The following is a 19,836-nucleotide window of genomic DNA, read 5'->3' on the forward strand; positions in this document are numbered from 1 at the left end:
GGGAAATGGGGGCTCAGGCCTTGGCTTCAGCCTCTTGCAGCGTGCGCCACATCACCTTGCCGCTGCCGCTCTTGGGCAGCGCGTCGACAAACTGCACCACGCGCGGCACCTTGTAGACCGCCATGTTGTCGCGGCACCAGGCCACGATGTCTTCTTCGCTGACCTGGCCCTTGTGCGTCTGGCGCAGCACCACCACCGCCTTCACCGATTCACCGCGGTAGCTGTCTTTGGTGGAGATGATGCAGGCCTCCTGGATGGCCGGGTGGCGGAACATCAGCGCCTCCACCTCGGCCGGCCAGACCTTGAAGCCGGAGGCATTGATCATGCGCTTCAAGCGGTCGGTCAGGAAGAAGTAACCGTCTTCGTCCACGCGGCCGAGGTCGCCGGAGCGGAAAAACCTTTTGCCCTCGAACTCGATGAAAGCCGCTGCCGTGGCGTCCGGGCGTTTCCAGTAACCCTGGAACACCTCGGGCCCGTGGATGATGATCTCGCCCTGCTCGCCCTGCGCCACTTCCTGCAGCGTGTCGGGGTCGATCACGCGCGCATCGGTGCTCATGAAGGGGATGCCCAGGCACTGCTGCTTGGGCGCGTCCGGCGGGTTGGAATGCGAAGGCGCGGCGGTTTCGGTCAAGCCATAGCCTTCGGCGTACTTCAGGCCATACAGCTCCAGCAGGCGCTGCGCCACCGCCTGTGGCATGGCGGCGCCGCCGCCGCCTATCCACACCATGCTGGAGAGGTCGTACTTGTCGAAATGGGGGCTGGCCAGCAGGTCGATCACCATGGTGGGGATGTTGGTCCAGTGGGTCACGCGCCACGTGGAGATCAGCCGTCCAGCCAGGTCGCGGTCCCAGCGCGGCATGATGATCAGCGCGGCGCCGCCGCGTATGCTGGTGTGCATCAGGCTGACCATGCCGGTGATGTGGAACATGGGTACCACCGCCAGCGTGACGTTCTCGGCGCTGCCATTGCCCCAGATGCCGCTGGCGACAGCGTTGTGCATGATGCTGGCGTGGGTGTGCATGCAGCCCTTGGGCAGGCCGGTGGTGCCGCTGGTATAGGGCAGCAGCGCCAGGTCGGCTGGGCCCACGGTCAATTCCGGCAGCTCTGCCGTGCTGGCCAGCGCGGTGTCCCAGGCGTGCACCTGGCCGCCGGCCAGTTCGGGCAGCGGGTGGCGCGTCAGCAGCCAGTCGCGCCAGGCCGGCGGCGGGGCCGAGTCGCCTTCCACGGCAGCGTCGAATTCGTCGGTGAAGTGGGTCACCAGCAGGTGCGCCAGCCGTTGCCCGGGCGGCAACGCGGCGCTGGCCTTGGCCAGTTCAGGCGCCAGGTCAGAAGTGGTGATGGCGACCTTGGTGTCCGGGTCGGTGATGTAGTGCTTCAGCTCCTCCATGCGGTTCATGGGGTTCACCGGCACCACCACCGCGTTGGCGCGCAGGATGGCGAAATGCGCGATCACCAATTGCGGGCAGTTCTGCATGTTCAGCACCACGCGGTCGCCCTTCTTCACGCCCAGGCTGTGCAGGTAGGCGGCCAGGCGCTCGGCCTTGCGCACCACCTCGGCATAACCCAGCACGCGGCCGAAGAACACCAGCGCCGCCTTGTCCGGGTAGCGCCGGCCATTGGTCTCCAGGTTGTCCCACAGCGAGGTGGCCGGCGCGGTGATGCTGTAGGGCACCCGCCTGGGCCAGAAGCGGTGGTGGGCACGGGGCGCCATGGTGGGGGCGGCGGGGAACGGGCTGGTCATCTGCAAACTCCGGGAAGGGCGGCTCAGGGTGGCCCTGGGGGAAAAATGGCAGCATAAGGGAGGCCGGCAAACGCCTGGTCAACGCCTGTCACGCGCGGGACGGTGTGCCGTCCCGACGCTGCGCACTGCGCGCTTTTGGCGGCTGGGCCGCAGCCTTTGCTTGGATCAGATGATGTCATGCTTTTTTCGCATAAACTGCCAGCGTAAACCCCGAGCCTGCGTTTTCTGCGGAAGCGTTAGAGTTTGGTTTTTGCAGAAATTGCGTGCGCGAGCGAGTTGTCGGCCCAGGTTGGACCGAATCTTGCATCTGCATTCAACAGGTTTTCAAGCGCCGGCTGACGGCCAGAAACATTCATTCACAGGAGAAGTTCATGAAGAAGCACATATTGGCCCTGGCCCTGACGGCGTTGGCGGCCGGCGGCGCGTTCGCCCAGGCCAACGACACCATCGCCAAGGTCAAGGCATCCGGCTCGGTGACCATGGGCGTGCGCGATTCGTCCGGCGCACTGTCGTACACGCTGGGTGACGGCAAATACGCCGGTTTCCACTACGAGGTGTGCCAGAACATCATCGCCAACCTGGAAAAGGCCGCCGGCAAGAAGCTGGAGATCAAGTACCTGCCGGTGACCTCGCAAAACCGCATTCCGCTGGTGCAAAACGGCACGGTGGACATCGAGTGCGGCTCCACCACCAACAACGCCACCCGCCAGAAGGACGTGGCCTTCGTGGTGACCACCTATGTGGAAGAGGTGCGCATCGCGGTGAAGGCCAACTCGGGCATCACCTCCATCGGTCAGCTGGCCGGCAAGAGCGTGGCCACCACCACCGGCACCACCTCGGTGCAGTTGCTGCGCAAGCATGAGCGCGCCACCGGCGTGGACTTCAAGGAAGTCTTCGGCAAGGACCACGCCGACAGCTTCCTGCTGCTGGAATCCGGCCGCGCCGACGCCTTCGTGATGGATGGCCAGATCCTGGCCGGCAACATCGCCACCGCCAAGAACCCGGCTGATTTCAAGATCGTCGGCGAAGTACTGAGCGTGGAGCCCATCGCCATCATGATCCGCAAGGATGACCCCGCCTTCAAGAAGCTGGCCGACGACACCGTGAAAGAGATGATCAAGAAGGGCGAGCTGGCCAAGGTCTACGACAAGTGGTTCGTGCAGCCCATCCCGCCGAAGAACACCAAGGTGGGCCTGCCTGCCAGCGATGCCACCAAGGCCGCCTGGGCCAACCCGAACGACAAGCCGGTGGAAGAGTACGCCAAGAAGTAAGCCCATCGCAATCCATGCAGCCCGCCCGGGATTCCTTCTTGGCGGGCTTTTTCGTTCCGGAGTGCATGGAACTTGCTAGCACGACAGCCCATCGACGAGGAGCAGCCTGAATGAACTGGCATTGGGAAATATTTCTGCAGGACCCCGGCGGCAAGATCCCCACCTATTGGCAGTGGATGCTGTCGGCCTGGGGTTGGACGGTGTCCGTGGCCGTGCTGTCGTTGATCATCGCCTTGTCGCTGGGTTCCCTCATCGGCATCATCCGCACCTTGCCCGACAGCCCCTGGTTGGTGCGCTTTGGCAATGTCTGGGTGGAGCTGTTCCGCAACATTCCGCTGCTGGTGCAGATCTTCCTGTGGTACCACGTGGTGCCGGCGCTGATTCCCCCCATGAAAGACGTGCACGGCTTCTTCCTGGTGATTTGCGCCCTGGGCTTCTTCACCTCGGCGCGCATTGCCGAGCAGGTGCGTGCCGGCATACAGGCCTTGCCCAAGGGCCAGCGCTATGCCGGCATGGCCATGGGTTTCACCACGGTGCAGTACTACCGCTACGTGATCCTGCCCATGGCCTACCGCATCATCATCCCGCCGCTGACCAGCGAGTCGATGAACATCTTCAAGAACTCATCGGTGGCCTTTGCCGTGTCGATCTCGGAGCTGACCATGTTCGCCATGCAGGCGCAAGAGGAAACATCGCGCGGCGTGGAGATCTACCTGGCGGTGACCGGCTTGTATGTGATCTCGGCCTTTGCCATCAACCGCATCATGGCCTTCATCGAGAAAAAGACGCGGGTGCCCGGCTTCATCGTCCAGGCGGGCGGGGGAGGGCATTGACATGAACTTGGACTTTTCGTTCTACAACTGGGAAATCGTCCGCGCTTTCCTGCTGAAGGGCTTTTACTTCAGCGTGCTGCTGACCATCGTGGCCACCGTGGGCGGGGTGCTGTTCGGCACGCTGCTGGCGCTGATGCGGCTGTCGGGCCGCAAGGTGCTGGATTTCCCGGCCACTTTCTACGTCAACGGCATGCGCAGCGTGCCGCTGGTGATGGTGATCCTGTGGTTTTACCTGCTGGTGCCGCTGCTGATAGGCCGGCCCATCGGGGCAGAGCTGTCGGCGGTGATCACCTTCATCGCCTTCGAGGCCGCCTATTTCAGCGAAATCATGCGCGCGGGCATCATGTCCATCCCGCGCGGCCAGGTGTTCGCCGGCCAGGCCGTGGGCATGACCTATGGCCAGAACATGAAGCTGGTGATCCTGCCGCAGGCCTTTCGCAACATGCTGCCCATCTTGCTGACGCAAACCATCATCCTGTTCCAGGACACCTCACTGGTCTATGCCATCGGTGCCTACGATCTGCTGAAAGGTTTTGACTCGGCGGGCAAGAATTTCGGCCGGCCGATCGAATCAACGCTGCTGGCCGCCGTGGTGTATTTCGTCATCTGCTACAGCCTGTCGTACGCGGTCAAGCAGTTGCACAAGAAGATCGCCATCATCCGCTGAATTGAACATCCAGGAACAAAAGAGGTCGCGAACATGATTGAGATGAAGAATGTCTCCAAGTGGTATGGCCCCGTGCAGGTGCTGACCAACTGCTCGGTCAACATCAACAAGGGCGATGTGGTGGTGGTGTGCGGGCCGTCGGGGTCGGGCAAGTCCACGCTGATCAAGACGGTCAATGCGCTGGAGCCGATACAGCAGGGCGATATCACGGTGGACGGCACCAAGGTCAACGACCCGACCACCGATTTGCCCAAGCTGCGCAGCCGTGTCGGCATGGTGTTCCAGCACTTCGAGCTGTTCCCGCACCTGAGCGTGACCGAGAACCTGACCATCGCGCAGATCAAGGTGCTGGGCCGCAGCCCGGACGACGCCATGGCGCGCGGCCTGAAGATGCTGGACCGCGTGGGCCTGATGAAGCACAAGGACAAGTACCCCGGCCAGCTGTCCGGCGGCCAGCAGCAGCGCGTGGCCATCGCCCGCGCGCTGAGCATGGACCCCATCGTGATGCTGTTTGACGAGCCGACGTCAGCGCTGGACCCGGAAATGGTGGGCGAGGTGCTGGACGTGATGGTGGGCCTGGCCAAGGAAGGCATGACCATGATGGTGGTCACGCACGAGATGGGCTTTGCGCGCAAGGTGGCCAGCCGGGTGATCTTCATCGACGTTGGCGGCAACATCCTGGAAGACTGCTCCAAGGACGAGTTCTTTGCCCACCCGGAAAACCGCCAGGCCCGCACCAAGGACTTCCTGAACAAGATCCTGCAGCATTGATTCAGAAGGCCATTGCCTTTCGCCGTCCTTGGGCGCGGCACTGAGCCTGTGTCAGCGGCAGACAATGAAGGGGGGCACACGCCCCACTGGAGAGAACCATGGCCACGCAAACTCTACGGTCCATGTCCCTGGCGCGCCGGCTGGCGTTGGGTTTCATCAGCGTGCTGGTGCTGCTGCTGGCAGTGGCGCTCACCAGTGCCTATGCCATGCGCCTGCTGGGAGAGCAGGTGCAGCGCATCGTGCAGGTCAACAACCGCAAGACCGAACTGGCCAACAACCTGATGGCCTCGCTCGCCACCGTGGCCACCCAGGTGCGCTCCGTGGCCTTGTTCACCGAGCTGGACAAGAAGCAGCTGGACACGGAGATCAAGGCTGCCCAGGCTGCCGACGCGGCCTATGTGAAAGCCGAGCAGGATCTGACGGCGCTGCTGGCCGGCGACAACGCCAGCGAGACCGAACGCAAGCTGATGGGCGACATCAGCCAGGCCGGCAAGAAAGCGATACCGGAAGCGCGCGACGCCTTGAACCAGGCCGCGGACGGTGACACCGTGGCGGCCGTGTTGACCTTGATGAACCGCGTGCGTCCGGCCGAGGTGGTGCTGCGCGGCAAGGTGGCGGAGTTGATCGAGCTGCAGCGCAAGCAGACCGAGCAGGCCAGCGCGGCGGCCGCTTCGTTGCAGCAGAAGGCCTTGCTGGTGGAGGGCGTGCTGGTGCTGATCGCGTTGGCCGCCGGCGGGCTGATTGCCTGGCGCATCACCACCAGCGTCACCGCGCCCATAGGCCGCGCCATGGTGGTGGCCGAGCGCATTGCCACCGGCGACCTGTCGTCCCAGGTGGAGGTGCGCATCTTTGACGAGACCGGCCGCCTGTTGCAGGCCATCAGCGCCATGCAGGACCGGCTCAGGACCTTGGTGGGTGGCATACGCCAGGCCACCGATTCCATCCAGGTGGCCAGCAGCGAGGTGGCCATGGGCAACCAGGACCTGAGCCAACGCACCGAGCAGACCGCCGCTAACCTGCAGCAGACTGCGCATTCCATGGAGGCGCTGACCGGCATCGTGATGCAAAGCGCAGACGCCGCGCGCCAGGCCAACCAGCTGGCCGGCTCGGCCGCCACTGTGGCGGCGCGCGGTGGCAGCGTGGTGGCGGAGGTGGTCAGCACCATGGGCGAGATCAACGCCAGCTCCAGCAGGATCGCCGACATCATCAGCGTCATCGACGGCATTGCCTTCCAGACCAACATCCTGGCGCTGAACGCTGCCGTGGAGGCGGCACGTGCCGGCGAGCAGGGCCGGGGCTTTGCTGTGGTGGCTTCCGAGGTGCGCAGCCTGGCCGGTCGCTCGGCCGAGGCGGCCAAGGAGATCAAGCTGCTGATCAGTGCCAGCGTGGAGCGGGTGGGGCGTGGCAGCCAGCTGGTGGCTGATGCCGGCCAGACCATGAACGAGATCGTCAGCTCGGTGCAACGCGTCACCGACACCATTGCCGAGATCACCGCCGCCGCGGGCGAGCAGCGCGAGGGCATCGCGCGCATCAACAGCGCCATAGGCGATCTGGATCAGATGACGCAGCAGAACTCGGCGCTGGTGGAGCAAAGCGCCGCCGCGGCCGAGAGCCTGAAGGACCAGGCGATGCAACTGGCTGCTGCGGTCAGCACCTTCAAGCTGGACCGCTCGGGCGACGTCCTGCCGGGCCATGGCATCACCGCCCATCCGGGCATGCCCCGCCTGCCGGCCTGAGCGACAGGCCCCTGCGCTACGATGCGAACCAACCGCCCTTTTCTGGAGAAGCCCATGACCTTGAAATCCACCACCTCTGCTGCCCTGACCGCTGGCCTGCTGGCTGCCGCCACCGTGTTCAGCCTGCCAGCCCATGCCGGCAAGACGCTGACCGACATCAAGACCCGGGGCCAGGTGGTCTGCGGCGTCAACACCGGGCTGGCGGGCTTTTCGCAGGCCGACTCCAACGGCAAATGGTCCGGGCTGGACGTGGACGTGTGCCGCGCCGTCGCGGCCGCCGTGCTGGGCGACGCGGAAAAGGTCAAGTACGTGCCGCTGGTGGCGCAGGCGCGTTTCACCGCGCTGCAGTCGGGCGAGATCGACGTGCTGTCGCGCAACACCACCTTCTCGATGACGCGTGACGCCTCGCTGGGCCTGCACATGACGGCCGTCACCTACTACGACGGCCAGGGTTTCATGGTGCCGGTGAAGAGCAAGATCAAGAGCACCAAGCAGCTCAAGGGTCAGAGCGTGTGCGTGCAGTCCGGCACCACCACCGAGAAGAACCTGACCGATTTCTCCAAGGCCAATGACCTGAGGATCAAGCCCATCGTGTTCGAGAAGCTGGAGGCCGCCACCGGCGCCTATTTCGCCGGCCGTTGCGTGGCCTACACCACCGACGCCTCCGGCCTGGCCTCGACCCGCAACAAGGAAGCCAAGGTGCCTGATGACCACTTGATATTGCCCGAGCTGATCTCCAAGGAGCCGCTGGGCCCGATGGTGCGCCGTGGTGACGACGAGTGGTTCGCCATCGTCAAATGGGTGATCTATGGGCTGATCGAGTCCGAGGAATACGGCATCACCCAGGCCAATGTGGAGCAGATGAAGACCAGCAGCACCAACCCGGTTGTGCAGCGCATCCTGGGCACCTCGGAAGACATGGGCAAGCTGTTGGGGCTGGACAAGGACTGGATGGCCCGGGCACTGAAGGCCACCGGCAACTATGGCGAGATTTTCGAGCGCAACGTCGGCCCCAAGTCCGCGCTGAAGCTGCCGCGCTCGGCCAACAGTTTGTGGAACAAGGGTGGGCAGATGTATGCCTTCCCGATTCGTTGAGGCGGTTGCCGAAACCTTCATACCCTTCGCCAGCGCAGGTCCCGTAGCCCATGCAGCCGCGTCGCCCACCCGCAACCCGGCGGGGCTTCTCCTGGCGCAGCCGGGCCTGGCGCGGCGTGGTGTACCAGGTGCTGGCGGTGGGGGTGATTGCCGGCGCCGTCGGCTGGCTGGTGCACAACACGCTGCTCAACATGCGGCTGCGTGGCATACAGAGCGGCTTTGACTTCCTGCTGCAGACAGCGGGCTTCGACATCTCTGAGAGCCTGGTCCCCTTCGATTCCAGCGAGCCTTATTGGCATGCCTTCCTGATCGGCGTCAGCAACACCCTGCGCGTGGCGGTGCTGGGCATCCTGATGGCCACCGTCATCGGCACTCTGCTGGGCGTGGGGAGGTTCTCGCGCAATGCGCTGGTGCGCGCGTTGTGCAGCGCCTATGTGGAGTGCTTTCGCAACATCCCCATCCTGCTGCAGTTGCTGATGTGGTACCTGCTGTTCACGCAGGTGCTGCCCGACGTGGATGGCGCCTGGCACTGGGGGCCGGCGTTCCTGAGCAAGAGCGGGCTGAACTTCCCGGTGCCGGTGTGGCAGGCCTCGCACGCCTGGGTGCTGGCCGGGCTGTTGCTGGGCGTTGCGCTGGGCTGGGCCTGGCGGCGCTGGGTGCGCCAGCGTTTTGAGGCCACCGGCGTGCCGCGCAGCATGGTGCTGGTGCCCTTGATGTGGGTGGTGGCGGGGCTGTTGCTGGGTTTGGCGCTGGGCGGGCCGGGCACGCAGTTTGACGTTCCCGTCAAGGGCGAGCTGGCGGTGGAAAACGGTGGTGCGCTGACGCCGGAGTTCCTGGCCGTGCTGCTGGGCCTGTCGGTGTACACGGCGGCCTTCATCGCCGAGGTGGTGCGCGCGGGCGTGCAGTCGGTGTCGCGCGGCCAGGGCGAGGCCGCCGCCGCGCTGGGCTTGAGCAATGGGCAGCAGATGCGGCTGGTGCGCCTGCCGCAGGCCTTGCGCGTCATCATCCCGCCGCTGACCAACCAGTACCTGAACCTGACCAAGAATTCCTCGCTGGCGGTGGCCATAGGCTACCCCGACGTGGTGTCCATCGCCAACACCGCCTTGAACCAGACCGGCCGGGCGGTGGAATGCATAGCCGTCATCATGGCGGTGTATTTGTGCACCTCGCTGGGCACCTCGGCGCTGATGGGTTGGTACAACCGGCGCGCCGCCATCCGGGAGCGCTGAACCATGTCCAGCACGGCCCAGGTGTTCCAACCCATTGCGGCACGTCCGGCGCCGGCCGGGCGCGCGGGTGCGCTGGCCTGGCTGCGCGCCAACCTGTTTGGCGACTGGCCCACCGGCATCGCCACCGTGTTGCTGGTGGCGGGCCTGCTGTGGGCTGGCAAGCACCTGGTGGGCTGGGCGCTGCTGGATGCGCACTGGCTGCCGGACGCCGCCGCCTGCCACGCGGCCCACGGTGCCTGCTGGGGTGTGGTGGCCGAGAAGTACCGGCTGATCCTGTTCGGCCGCTACCCGTTTGAGCAGCAGTGGCGGCCGCTGGTGGCCAGCACATTGCTGCTGGCTTTGCTGGTGCTGAGCTGCGTGCGCTGGTTCTGGAAGCCCTGGCTGGCCGCGCTGTGGCTGGCGGTGTGGGCGGTGTTTTTTCCGCTGATGCGCGGCGGTGTGCTGGGTCTGGAGAGGGTGGACACCGACGGCTGGGGCGGCCTGCCGCTGACGCTGTTGTTGTCGTCGCTGTCCATGGTGCTGGCCTTCCCCATTGCGCTGGCGGTGGCACTGGGGCGGCGCTCCAGCATGCCGGCGATACGCAGCCTGTGCACCGTCTATGTGGAGTTGGTGCGCGGCGTGCCGCTGATCTCGGTGTTGTTCATGGCCTCCTTCATGTTCCCGCTGTTGCTGCCGCAGGGCATGAGCATCGACGTGCTGGTGCGCGTGCTGGTGGGCATCACGCTGTTTGCCGCCGCCTACATGGCCGAGGTGATACGTGGCGGCCTGCAGGCGGTTTCCCGTGGCCAGCAGGAGGCCGCCGCCACGCTGGGCCTGAGCTGGTGGCAGTGCCAGCGCAAGATCGTGCTGCCGCAGGCGCTGGCCATCGTGGTGCCGGGCATCATGAACAGCTTCATCTCCACCTTCAAGGACACCTCGCTGGTCACCATCGTCAGCCTGTATGAGTTGACCGGCGCCCTCGGGCTGGCGCTCAATTCAGACGCCGACTGGCGGCCCTACAAGATCGAGGGCTACTTGTTCATCGCTGCCATCTACTTCGTCTTCTGCTTTGCCATGTCGCGCTACAGCCGCTGGGTGGAGCGCCAGACGCTGCACGGCCAGCTGCGCTGAGCCGCCCACCCTTTCCAACACCCGCCGCATGAGTGCCTCCCCCATCATCCAGTTCGACAAGGTCAACAAGTGGTATGGCGACGACTTCCACGTGTTGCGCGACATCGACCTGTCGGTCGCTGCGGGTGAGCGCATCGTCATCTGCGGGCCTTCGGGTTCGGGCAAGTCCACGCTGATACGCTGCATCAACCGGCTGGAAGAGCACCAGGAAGGGCGCCTGCTGGTGGATGGCGTGGAGATGACCGACGACGTGAAAGTCATCGACGAGGTGCGCAAGAAGGTGGGCATGGTGTTCCAGCAGTTCAACCTGTTCCCGCACCTGACGGTGCTGGACAACCTGACGCTGGCGCCCATGTGGGTGGGCAAGCTGCCAAAGAAGGAAGCCGAGGCGCGCGCCATGCACCAGCTCGAGCGCGTGCGCATTGCCGAGCAGGCGCTGAAGTACCCGCTGCAGCTCTCCGGCGGCCAGCAGCAGCGCGTGGCCATTGCCCGCGCGCTGTGCCTGACGCCCCGAATCATGCTGTTCGACGAGCCCACCTCGGCACTGGATCCGGAGATGATCAAGGAGGTGCTGGACGTGATGCTGGAGCTGGCTGGCCAGGGCATGACCATGCTGTGCGTGACCCATGAAATGGGCTTTGCCAAGGCGGCGGCGGACCGCGTGATTTTCATGGACCAGGGCCAGATCGTCGAGCAGAACACCCCGCACGAGTTCTTCAACCACCCGCAGACCGAGCGCGGGCGGGATTTCTTATCGAAGGTGCTGGGGCACTGAGTCCGCCGTCGCCGACCACCCGGCATTCGCCATCCGAAGCGTTGCCGCGCTCATCCTCATCTTCCGCCACTCATCCCAAAGCGCTGGTGGTCAGTCGGGCCGCTGCCTAGCATCCGGCCCATTGACAACCCGTTTTTTGGAGGACCGAGACCATGCTGATGCCGAGATTCAACCGATTCCTGAAACACGCCGCTGCCGGCCTGGCGTTGGCTGGTGCCGCGCTGGCGGCCGGGGCCGCCCAGGCTGCTGAGCCGGTTTCTTTCCGCGTGACGGTCACCGGCCAAGGGCAGCCCATGATCCTGATTCCCGGCCTGGCCTCTTCCGCTGCCACCTGGGACACCACGGTGGCCCGCTACGCCCAGCGTTACCAGTGCCATGTGCTGAACCTGGCCGGTTTTGCCGGTGTGCCGGCGGCAGCCGGCGCGAACCTGAAGCAGGTGGAACAGGAGCTGGTCCGGTACATCCGTGACAAGCGCCTGGACCACCCGGTGGTGGTGGGCCACAGCCTGGGTGGCTTCCTGGCGCTGCAGTTGGCGGCCGACTACCCGGGCTTGACCGGCAAGCTGGTCATCGTCGATTCGCTGCCGGCGCTGGGTGCACTGCAAATGCCGGACCTGACGCCCGATCAATTGAAGAGCGCGGCCGGCCGCCTGCGCGACAGCATGTTGCAAGGCGACCCCGCCACCCAGGAGGCGGGGCGCCAGCGCATGGTGGCGGCCATGGTGACCAAGCCTGAGGACGTGGCACGCGTGGTGGCTTGGGGCGTGCAGTCTGACCGGCTGGCGGTCGCCAACGCCATGCACGACCTGATGGCCACTGACCTGCGCCAGGACGTGGCCCGCATCACGTCGCCCACGCTGGTGCTGGGGGCCTTTGGCGCCTACAAAGCCTTTGTGCCGCGTACTGCCTTCGAGGCCAACTACCGCACGCAATACGCCAGATTGCCGGGCGTGCAACTGGAGATCGCCGAGAATGCGCGACATTTCATCATGTACGATGACCCGCAATGGATGTTCGAGCGCATGGATGCGTTCCTGAAGTGAATCACCCGGCGCAACCCTTGACTATCTGGCCATGAGCGTCACTGCCCCCTTGGTTGCGACTTCTGTCGGTGCCGCGCCCACCCAAGCCCGGCAATGGCCTTGGTACTGGCTGAGCCAGCTGGCCGGCTGGGGCTTGGTGGCGCTGCTGAACACCACGTTTTCGCTCGGCGCAGAGGGGCCGGCGCGGACCAACTTCATCATGCTGTCGATCTGGGGCGGCTGCACCGGCCTGCTGTTGTCCCATGCCTGGCGCCACCACCTGCGCAGCCGGCGGGTGTTTGATCTGGGCCGGCCGCTGCCGCTGCGCCACCTGTTGTTGGGCAATTTGCTGCTGACGTTCATGCAGACTCTGCTGGTGGCCAGCGGCTTCGCGGTCTGGCGCGGCCTGCGGGTGTTTCACGAGCTGGCCTGGGCGCCGCCGGCCGCCGCCTTCTGGTTCTTCATGTTCCTGACCTGGACGGTGTTCTACGGCGCCGTGTCCGCCGCGCGTCGCGCCAAGCGTTTCGAGCTGGAGAAGCTGCAACTGGAGGTGCAGGTGAAGGATGCCGAGCTGCGCGCCTTGCAAGCCCAGGTCAACCCGCATTTCTTCTTCAACAGCCTGAACAGCATACGCGCGCTGATGTACCTCGATGTGCCTGCTGCCGCTGGTGTGGTCGACCGCCTGGCCGACGTCATGCGCTACACCTTGCAGATGGGCCAGTCTGACGTGGTGGCGCTGGCGCGCGAGCTGGACGCGGTGCGCGCCTACCTGGCCATCGAGGCGGTGCGTTTTGACGAGCGGCTGCGTGTCAGCGAAGCGTTGGAGCCTGGCCTGGAACGTACCGCCGTGCCGCCGATGGCCGTGCAGACGCTGGTGGAGAATGCCGTCAAGTACGGCGTGGAGACCAGTGCGGCCGGCAGCGAGATACGCATCACCGCCCGGCGCGAGGGGGACCAGGTGCTGGTTGCCGTGGCCAACCAGGGCGCTTTGCGAACCTTGAGCGGCTCCACCCGGCTGGGGCTGGACAACACCAGCCGGCGCCTTGCGCTGCTGTTCGGGCCGCGCGCCAGCCTGGAGATCGCCGAAGCCGGGGGCTGGGTCACCGCCACGCTGCGACTGCCGCAGGAGCGCACATGCGCGCCGTGATCGTCGACGACGAGCGCCTGGCACGCATGGAGATGCGCCGCCTGTTGGGCGCGCATGCCGAGGTCGAGATCGTGGGCGAGGCCGCCAACGTGGCCGAGGCCAAGGCGCTGGTGGACAAGCTCACGCCCGACCTGCTGTTCCTGGACATACAAATGCCCGATGGCAGCGGTTTCGATCTGCTGCAGGACCTGGACGATCCGCCGGACGTGGTCTTCACCACCGCCTTCGACCACTACGCCGTCAACGCCTTCACCGCCAACGCGCTGGACTACCTGCTCAAACCCATCGCGCCTGAGCGGCTGGCCGCCGCCTTGCAAAAGGTCGGTGCGCGCGCCGCTGGCAGCGAGCCGGCGCTGCAGCGCGGCAGCCGCATCTTCATCAAGGACGGTGAGCGCTGCTGGTTCGTCAAGCTGGACAGCATCCGCCTGTTCGAGTCCGAAGGCAACTACACCCGCGTGCATTTCGACTGCCAGCGTCCGCTGCTGCTGCGCTCGCTGAACCAGCTGGAGCAGCGGCTGGACCCCGGCCAGTTCGTGCGTGCCAGCAGGCGGTATATTGTCAACCTGGATGTTGTCACCGATGTCAGCCCCTCGGCCACCGGCGGGCTGACCTTGAAACTGAGCGACGGCGTGTCGGTGGAGATGTCGCGCCGCCGCTCGGCCGAATTCAGGAACCTGACCCGTTTGTGACCCCTTTGTGAGCCTATTGCCGAAGCCATGACTGACGCACCGCCGGACGCCTTGGACCAGTTGCACGCGCTGCAACAGGCTTTCACCGCCTTGCAGGCTGGCAGCCTGGGCGCAGCCCACTTCAGCATGCAGGCACGCGGTCTGGCGCAGTTGCGCCAGGGCCTGCCGCCGCGCTACGGCGAGGTGCTGGACCAGTTGCTGGACCGCCTGGAGTCCAGCGCACTGTTCAGCGAAGACAGTTGTTCCTTCAGCCAGAGCGATCTGCAGGCCAGCCTGGCGCTGTGGCTGGACAAAGCCCAGGCGCAATTCCAAAACACCCCCTTGAAAACCTGACGTTGGCGAGACCTTGCGATGACGAACCACGAACCGCCTTCCGCTTCATCCTCGCATTGGTCGCAAGTCAAGCAACTGTTTGACCAGGTGGTGGAGTTGCCGCCCGATCAGCGCGCCGCCGCGTTGGCGCAGGTCGGGCTGGACCCCACGGTGCAGGCTGAAGTGCTGTCGCTGCTGGCGCATCATGACGGTGCCGACGCCAGCGGCGGCTTCATGGACCTGCCGGCCGCAGCCCAGGTGCTGAGCGCGCCGCGCAAAGGCGAGCGCTTCGGGCCCTGGGAGGTGGTGGCCACCGTGGGGGCCGGCGGCATGGGCGAGGTGTATGAGGCGCGCCGCGCCGATGGCCAGTTCGAAGGGCGTGCCGCCATCAAGCTGCTCAAGCGCGGCATGGACAGTGCCAGCGTGCTGCAGCGTTTTGCGCACGAGCGCCAGGCCCTGGCGCGGCTGAACCATCCGCACATCGCGCGGCTGTACGACGCCGGCCTGAGCGCCGATGGGCTGCCGTACTTCGTCATGGAGTACGTGGACGGTGTGCCCATGGACCAGGCGGTGCGCGACAGGCCGCTGCGCGAGCGCCTGGCGCTGTTCCTGCAACTGGGTGACGCGGTGGCCTATGCCCACCGCAACCTGCTGGTTCACCGCGATCTGAAGCCCGGCAATGTGCTGGTGACGCCGCAAGGCGAGGTCAAGCTGCTGGATTTCGGCATTGCCAAGGCGCTGGACCCTGTGGAGGGCAACGGTGGCGACACCACCATGGGGGCAGCGCGCCCTTTCACCCCCAATTACGCCAGCCCCGAGCAGGTGCGCGGCGAACCGGTCACCACCGCCACCGACATCTATTCGCTGGGCGTGCTGCTGTACCAATTGCTGACCGGGCTGCGCCCCACCGGCCGCGGTGCCACCACCCCGGCCCAGGCGGCGCGCAGTGTGCTGGAGGAAACCCCCAGCAAACCCAGCAGCCTGTCGCCCGACCTGGTCAACGACCCGCAATGGCTGAGCCAGCGCAAGCACCTGCAGGGTGACCTGGACAACATCCTGCTCAAGGCGCTGGAAAAACCAGTGGAGCGCCGCTACGCCAGCGTGGACGCACTGGTGCAGGACGTGCGCAACTACCTGGACGGCTACCCGGTGGCGGCGCGTGCCCCCAGCATGGGCTACCTGGTGGGCAAGTTCGTGGCGCGCAACAAGGTGCCGGTGGCCGCCGCCGCACTGGCCTTGTTGGCCATCGTGGTCGGTGCCGGGGCCACCGCCTGGAACGCGCACCAGGCCGAACTGGCCCGCGCCAGCGCCGAGCGCCGCCTGAAGGACATACGCTCCATCACCGGCGAGGTGGTGATGCAGTATGGCGACGCCATCACCCACCTGCCCGGCGGCATGAAGCTGAAGGAGAAGTTGCTGACCGACACCTTGCGTTACCTGGACCGCCTGTTGCCTGAAGCCGATGCCGATTCGCAGTTCAAAGGCGAAATCGCCATGGCCTATGCCCGGCTGGCCGATATCCAGGTCACCAATGGGTTGAAGTCGCTGGACAACAATGCAGCCGGGGACAAGAGCGCGGCCAAGGCGCTGGCGCTGTTTGAGCAGTCGCAGGCCAACCCGCCGGCTGACCCGCTGTACTACCTGTGGTGGTCGCGCGCCTTGGGTTCCAAGGCTTTCCTGCTGCGCGACGAGGGCAAGGTGGATGAGGCCATGGCCCTGTTGAGCAAGGGGCAGGCGGCTTTGCGGCGCGGTTTGGCGCTGTACCCGAAAGAGAAAAACCTGCTTTCCGACCTCGGGTCGGTGGTGTTCCGGTTAGGGCAGATGCGCTACACCGTGGTGCTGGCCAACAAGGGCCAGCCGGACCAGGCGTTGCGCGACTTCAACGAGGCGCTTGCCATCTACACCGCGTTGCCCAGCAAGGACGACAAGAAGGAGGATGCCGCCATCTACGCCTTCCAGTTGGGCACGGTGGAGGGTGCGCGGGCGCTGGTGTATGCCGGCATCGGCAACTTGCCGGAATCCATCGCCCATTCACGCTCGGCGGTGGCGTTCAAGAAGCAGGCGATGGCGCTGGACCCCGACAACGCCAGCATGCGCAGCGGGCTGACCTCCGAGGCCAACAACCTGGCCGTGGCCTGCCTGGACGCGGGCGATGTGCCCTGTGCGATGGATGCCATCACGCTGGGCTGGACTGAAATGCAGCGTCTGCTGCACGACGAACCGCAGAACGCGGGCTGGTCGGCCGGCTTGAACGCCATGGCCCTGCACCATGGCCGGGCGCACCTGGCCTCGGGCAACGCCAGCAAGGCGTTGGAGCTGTTGAAGATGTCCGAGGACTCGCTGGTGGCGCGTGTCGCCAGCGGCAAGGCCGGGCCGCCGCAGCTGCGCCGCCTGGCCTGGACGCGCATTGACCAGGCCAATGCGCTGCACCAACTGGGGCGCCACGCGCAGGCGCGCACGCAGGCCGACGCGGCACAACAGATGCTGGAGACCCTGGTGGCCAAGACACCCGGCGACCGCGACGCCTGGCTGCTGCTGGGCGAACTGGGCGCGCGGCGCAGCCAGTGGGGCGCCGCTGACCGCGCAGACGGTCTGGCGCTGGCGCGCAGCGCTTACGCCAAGGCGGCGGCCATCGCGCCGCTGTCCGGCCGGCACGTGGGCTACTGGAACCTAACGCAGACGTAACAGCCCGGGTTTTGGGTTGACTTTGGGGATGGCCTGAAAAAAAATCAGGCAGCGTGAGCCTTTTGGTGTACCTTGCATGCGTACACCTATAAGGCTCCTCGTTGGGGGCAAAACCTGGAGAAAACCATGCAGTTCACATCATCTTGGATTCGAGCGGCTGGGGGTATTGCCCTGGTAGCCGTGTTGTCAGCTTGCGGGGGGGGCGGCAGCGATGCCGTTGCCGACAACCCCATTGCGGCGCAAATCAGGCACGCCGTGGTTCCGGTGGCCGACAGCGCCTTGTGCGCCAGCGGCGCCAGCGGCTATGCGGAGCTGGACGGCCAATGCCGGGCCGTCTCCGAAGTGCTGGGCATCACGCCCAAGATCAAGACCACCGCCACCGCCACCATCACGGCAGACCAGTTCTTCGCCTGGGCGCAAACCAATTTCGCGGCCTTCTTCCCCGGCAGCCCGGCCACCACCACCAGCACCGGCTTTGTCTTCCGCGCCTACAGCTCGGGTAATGCCATCGCGGTGACCACCTCCGTGCTCAGCGGCCTGCCCGCCGGTACCATTCTCATATTGGGTCCGGTGACCGGAAACGCCCTGGTGCCGCTGGGCACGCTGAGCGGCTTTAACTGCACGGTGGCCCCCGCCAATTGCACGCCCACCAATCCCAACCCCGGCGGCGGTGGCGGCAACTACGCGGATTGCCTGAGCACTGAATTGCTGAAGACCGGTAACACCTACCAGATCGACCTGACGGCGACGGCACCCAATGGCAGCCTGTCCACCACCAACAAGTACACGGTGAACGGCCAAGTGGCTTTCAAGGGCAATACCGCCACGGAACTGGTCATTGACACCACGGTAACGGCTTCCAGCATTTCCGTTCTGGGCGTGGTGGGAACCACCACCCGGGTCAAGAACTACACCGCCTTGACGGGTTCTACGTACTCCACCTACGGGCAGACGATTGCGGCCACGGTGTCGGGTTTCACGGTGGACGCCGTGACGTCTTTCACCCCGCCGCTGCAGACACCCACCAACCTGACGTCTGGCCAGGTCTACACGGTGTCTTCCACCATGAAGATCGAGACCGTGGGCATACCGTTCCCGATCCCGGCACAAGAGTTCTCTTACTCCTACAAATTCACCTACGTGGGCAAGGAGTCGCTGACAGTGCCGGCCGGTACCTTCCAGGCCTGCAAGGTGCAGACCACCTCCACCAGCAATGGCACCACCTCCAACACCACCCAGTGGCTGGTGGCTGAAGGCCGCCTGAAGGGTATGCCGCTGAAGACCGATGACGGCGCCGGCACCACCTCTGTGGCCACCAAGCTGCTGCTCAACGGTTCCTGAAGCGCCAGCCAGCCCTGGGGGCTGGCTGAGCACACGCCCAAGCCCCGCCACCTGTCAGGTGGCGGGGCTTTTTCGTGGCCGGTTGTGGAGGGCTTTGGAACGTTCAACCCCCAAAAATGTCAATTCGTCGCATTTCTGCGGGTTTTCACCACCCCGCAAAGCGATAATGCCCGCTACCAAAACAGTGGGCGTCGCCGCGTTACCGCGCGGGTCTTGCCGCACGTCAAATCCACCGCTGATATCCGGAGTTCAACCACATGCTGCGCCCAACCCTTCTGGTCATTTGCCTGGCAACCCTGCTGACGGCCTGCGGCAAAGGACCTGACAAGGCCGACAAAGACGCCAAAAAGAGCGACCAGCCGCTGGCGCTGTCCGCCGAGGACCTGGTCACCGTGCAAAACGCGGCCATGAGCTCCGGCCCCTCCATCACCGGCACCATCCAGCCCGAGCGCCGCGCTGACCTGCGCGCCGAGGTGGGTGCCGTGGTGCTGCAGGTGTTGAAGGAAAACGGCGACGCCGTCAAGCGTGGCGACCTCCTGGTGCGCCTGGACGACACCTCCATCCGCGACACTCTGGCTTCGGCCCAGGAAGCCGAACGCGTGGCCGGCCAGGCCTACGACCAGGCCGAGCGCCAACTGGCGCGGCTGAAGACGCTGCGCGAGTCCGGCATGGCCTCGGCCCAGGGGCTGGAAGACGCCGAAATTCGCCGCAACGCCACGCAAAGCGACCTGTCGGCCTCCAAGACCCGCACCGTGCAGGCGCGCCAGCAACTGCAGCGCACCGAGGCCCGGGCACCATTTGATGGCATCGTCAGCGAGCGAAAAGTCTCGGCCGGCGACACCGCCCAGATCGGCAAGGAACTGCTGAAGGTGATCGATCCCGCCAGCATGCGCTTCGAGGGCCTGGTGTCGGCTGACGCGCTGACTGCGGTCAAGGTGGGCCAGCCGGTCACCTTCCGCGTCAACGGCTATGGCAACCAGGATTTCACCGGCAAGGTCAAGCGTGTCAACCCGGCCGCCAACCCCACCACCCGGCAGGCCGAGGTGCTGGTGGAGTTCGCCGGTGAAACCCAGCCCAAGCTGTCGGGCCTGTACGCAGAAGGCCGTGTCGAGGCCGCCAACACCCAGGTGCTGGTGGTGCCCGAAGGCTCACTGGTGCGGGATGGCGACAAGGCCTTTGTCTGGCGCGTGGCCGACAACAAGCTGCAAAAGGTCAGCCTGGTGCTGGGGCCGCGCGACGCCCGTCGTGGCACTTACGGGGTGGTCGGTGGTCTGACGGATGGCGACCGCCTGATCCGTGTGCCGTCATCGGCACTGAAAGACGGTCAGCGTGCGGACATGGCCACCAAGGCCGCCAGTGCCCCGGCCAGCGCACCCGCCGCGCCAGCGCTGGCAGCAGCCTCCAAGGAGTGA

Annotated in this window: 17 protein-coding genes; 16 read left to right on the forward strand and 1 reads right to left on the reverse strand. The window is 65.5% G+C overall.

All coding sequences use genetic code 11. From position 1 onward, the window contains the following. Positions 1-13: 13 nt before the first annotated feature. Complete coding sequence (locus AC1DX2_RS17210; RefSeq protein ID WP_477197718.1) at positions 14-1,711, reverse strand: long-chain fatty acid--CoA ligase; 1,698 nt, start codon at positions 1,709-1,711, stop codon at positions 14-16. Between the two features lie 401 nt (positions 1,712-2,112). Between AC1DX2_RS17210 and AC1DX2_RS17215 the strand changes: the two genes are divergently transcribed. From AC1DX2_RS17215 to AC1DX2_RS17290, 16 genes are all read left to right on the forward strand, one after another. After that, the gene (locus AC1DX2_RS17215; protein ID WP_477197572.1) at positions 2,113-3,012 is read left to right on the forward strand and encodes a transporter substrate-binding domain-containing protein; all 900 of its coding nucleotides are present in this window, start codon (positions 2,113-2,115) and stop codon (positions 3,010-3,012) included. 110 nt (positions 3,013-3,122) lie between these two features. Then, positions 3,123-3,845 (forward strand): amino acid ABC transporter permease, encoded by a 723-nt coding sequence (locus AC1DX2_RS17220; RefSeq protein ID WP_477197573.1) that lies wholly within the window; start codon positions 3,123-3,125, stop codon positions 3,843-3,845. A gap of 1 nt (position 3,846) precedes the next feature. Further along, positions 3,847-4,512, forward strand: a complete 666-nt coding sequence (locus tag AC1DX2_RS17225) for an amino acid ABC transporter permease (RefSeq protein ID WP_477197574.1) — start codon at positions 3,847-3,849, stop codon at positions 4,510-4,512. Between the two features lie 33 nt (positions 4,513-4,545). Beyond that, positions 4,546-5,283, forward strand: a complete 738-nt coding sequence (locus AC1DX2_RS17230; protein ID WP_477197575.1) for an amino acid ABC transporter ATP-binding protein — start codon at positions 4,546-4,548, stop codon at positions 5,281-5,283. A 98-nt stretch (positions 5,284-5,381) separates the two neighbouring features. After that, positions 5,382-7,019: a methyl-accepting chemotaxis protein gene (locus AC1DX2_RS17235; RefSeq protein ID WP_477197576.1), complete on the forward strand. Its 1,638-nt coding sequence runs from the start codon at positions 5,382-5,384 to the stop codon at positions 7,017-7,019. A 54-nt stretch (positions 7,020-7,073) separates the two neighbouring features. Beyond that, positions 7,074-8,114, forward strand: coding sequence for an amino acid ABC transporter substrate-binding protein (locus AC1DX2_RS17240; protein WP_477197577.1), 1,041 nt, complete (start codon positions 7,074-7,076; stop codon positions 8,112-8,114). A 50-nt stretch (positions 8,115-8,164) separates the two neighbouring features. Then, positions 8,165-9,343 carry an amino acid ABC transporter permease gene (locus AC1DX2_RS17245; RefSeq protein WP_477197578.1) on the forward strand — a complete coding sequence of 393 codons (1,179 nt, stop codon included), beginning with the start codon at positions 8,165-8,167 and terminating at the stop codon, positions 9,341-9,343. Between the two features lie 3 nt (positions 9,344-9,346). Then, positions 9,347-10,453, forward strand: a complete 1,107-nt coding sequence (locus AC1DX2_RS17250; protein ID WP_477197579.1) for an amino acid ABC transporter permease — start codon at positions 9,347-9,349, stop codon at positions 10,451-10,453. 28 nt (positions 10,454-10,481) lie between these two features. Then, the gene (locus AC1DX2_RS17255) at positions 10,482-11,228 is read left to right on the forward strand and encodes an amino acid ABC transporter ATP-binding protein (RefSeq protein WP_477197580.1); all 747 of its coding nucleotides are present in this window, start codon (positions 10,482-10,484) and stop codon (positions 11,226-11,228) included. A 152-nt stretch (positions 11,229-11,380) separates the two neighbouring features. Then, positions 11,381-12,271, forward strand: a complete 891-nt coding sequence (locus AC1DX2_RS17260; RefSeq protein ID WP_477197581.1) for an alpha/beta fold hydrolase — start codon at positions 11,381-11,383, stop codon at positions 12,269-12,271. Between the two features lie 31 nt (positions 12,272-12,302). After that, a complete protein-coding gene (locus AC1DX2_RS17265; protein ID WP_477197582.1) occupies positions 12,303-13,397 on the forward strand; it encodes a sensor histidine kinase in 1,095 nt (364 codons plus the stop codon). Then, entirely contained in the window at positions 13,385-14,086 is a 702-nt protein-coding gene (locus AC1DX2_RS17270; protein ID WP_477197583.1) for a LytR/AlgR family response regulator transcription factor, read from the forward strand. Before AC1DX2_RS17265 ends, AC1DX2_RS17270 begins: the two co-directional genes overlap by 13 nt. Before the next feature lie 27 nt (positions 14,087-14,113). After that, positions 14,114-14,419, forward strand: coding sequence for a hypothetical protein (locus AC1DX2_RS17275; protein WP_477197584.1), 306 nt, complete (start codon positions 14,114-14,116; stop codon positions 14,417-14,419). An 18-nt stretch (positions 14,420-14,437) separates the two neighbouring features. Then, the gene (locus AC1DX2_RS17280) at positions 14,438-17,083 is read left to right on the forward strand and encodes a protein kinase domain-containing protein (protein WP_477197585.1); all 2,646 of its coding nucleotides are present in this window, start codon (positions 14,438-14,440) and stop codon (positions 17,081-17,083) included. Positions 17,084-17,338: 255 nt separating this feature from the next. Then, positions 17,339-18,424, forward strand: a complete 1,086-nt coding sequence (locus AC1DX2_RS17285; protein ID WP_477197586.1) for a hypothetical protein — start codon at positions 17,339-17,341, stop codon at positions 18,422-18,424. Positions 18,425-18,681: 257 nt separating this feature from the next. Beyond that, the gene (locus AC1DX2_RS17290) at positions 18,682-19,836 is read left to right on the forward strand and encodes an efflux RND transporter periplasmic adaptor subunit (RefSeq protein WP_477197587.1); all 1,155 of its coding nucleotides are present in this window, start codon (positions 18,682-18,684) and stop codon (positions 19,834-19,836) included.

The sequence above is a fragment of the Hylemonella sp. P2_B10 genome, assembly GCF_056404875.1.

Bases quoted from the DNA above. Each gene is read 5' to 3' on its own strand.
- AC1DX2_RS17230 (WP_477197575.1), top strand. From the start codon at position 4,546: ATGATTGAGATGAAGAATGTCTCCAAGTGGTATGGCCCCGTGCAGGTG.
- AC1DX2_RS17265 (WP_477197582.1), top strand. From the start codon at position 12,303: ATGAGCGTCACTGCCCCCTTGGTTGCGACTTCTGTCGGTGCCGCGCCC.
- AC1DX2_RS17240 (WP_477197577.1), top strand. From the start codon at position 7,074: ATGACCTTGAAATCCACCACCTCTGCTGCCCTGACCGCTGGCCTGCTG.
- AC1DX2_RS17280 (WP_477197585.1), top strand. From the start codon at position 14,438: ATGACGAACCACGAACCGCCTTCCGCTTCATCCTCGCATTGGTCGCAA.
- AC1DX2_RS17210 (WP_477197718.1), bottom strand. From the start codon at position 1,711: ATGGCGCCCCGTGCCCACCACCGCTTCTGGCCCAGGCGGGTGCCCTAC.
- AC1DX2_RS17260 (WP_477197581.1), top strand. From the start codon at position 11,381: ATGCTGATGCCGAGATTCAACCGATTCCTGAAACACGCCGCTGCCGGC.
- AC1DX2_RS17225 (WP_477197574.1), top strand. From the start codon at position 3,847: ATGAACTTGGACTTTTCGTTCTACAACTGGGAAATCGTCCGCGCTTTC.
- AC1DX2_RS17255 (WP_477197580.1), top strand. From the start codon at position 10,482: ATGAGTGCCTCCCCCATCATCCAGTTCGACAAGGTCAACAAGTGGTAT.
- AC1DX2_RS17270 (WP_477197583.1), top strand. From the start codon at position 13,385: ATGCGCGCCGTGATCGTCGACGACGAGCGCCTGGCACGCATGGAGATG.
- AC1DX2_RS17215 (WP_477197572.1), top strand. From the start codon at position 2,113: ATGAAGAAGCACATATTGGCCCTGGCCCTGACGGCGTTGGCGGCCGGC.
- AC1DX2_RS17290 (WP_477197587.1), top strand. From the start codon at position 18,682: ATGCTGCGCCCAACCCTTCTGGTCATTTGCCTGGCAACCCTGCTGACG.
- AC1DX2_RS17250 (WP_477197579.1), top strand. From the start codon at position 9,347: ATGTCCAGCACGGCCCAGGTGTTCCAACCCATTGCGGCACGTCCGGCG.
- AC1DX2_RS17220 (WP_477197573.1), top strand. From the start codon at position 3,123: ATGAACTGGCATTGGGAAATATTTCTGCAGGACCCCGGCGGCAAGATC.
- AC1DX2_RS17235 (WP_477197576.1), top strand. From the start codon at position 5,382: ATGGCCACGCAAACTCTACGGTCCATGTCCCTGGCGCGCCGGCTGGCG.
- AC1DX2_RS17245 (WP_477197578.1), top strand. From the start codon at position 8,165: ATGCAGCCGCGTCGCCCACCCGCAACCCGGCGGGGCTTCTCCTGGCGC.
- AC1DX2_RS17275 (WP_477197584.1), top strand. From the start codon at position 14,114: ATGACTGACGCACCGCCGGACGCCTTGGACCAGTTGCACGCGCTGCAA.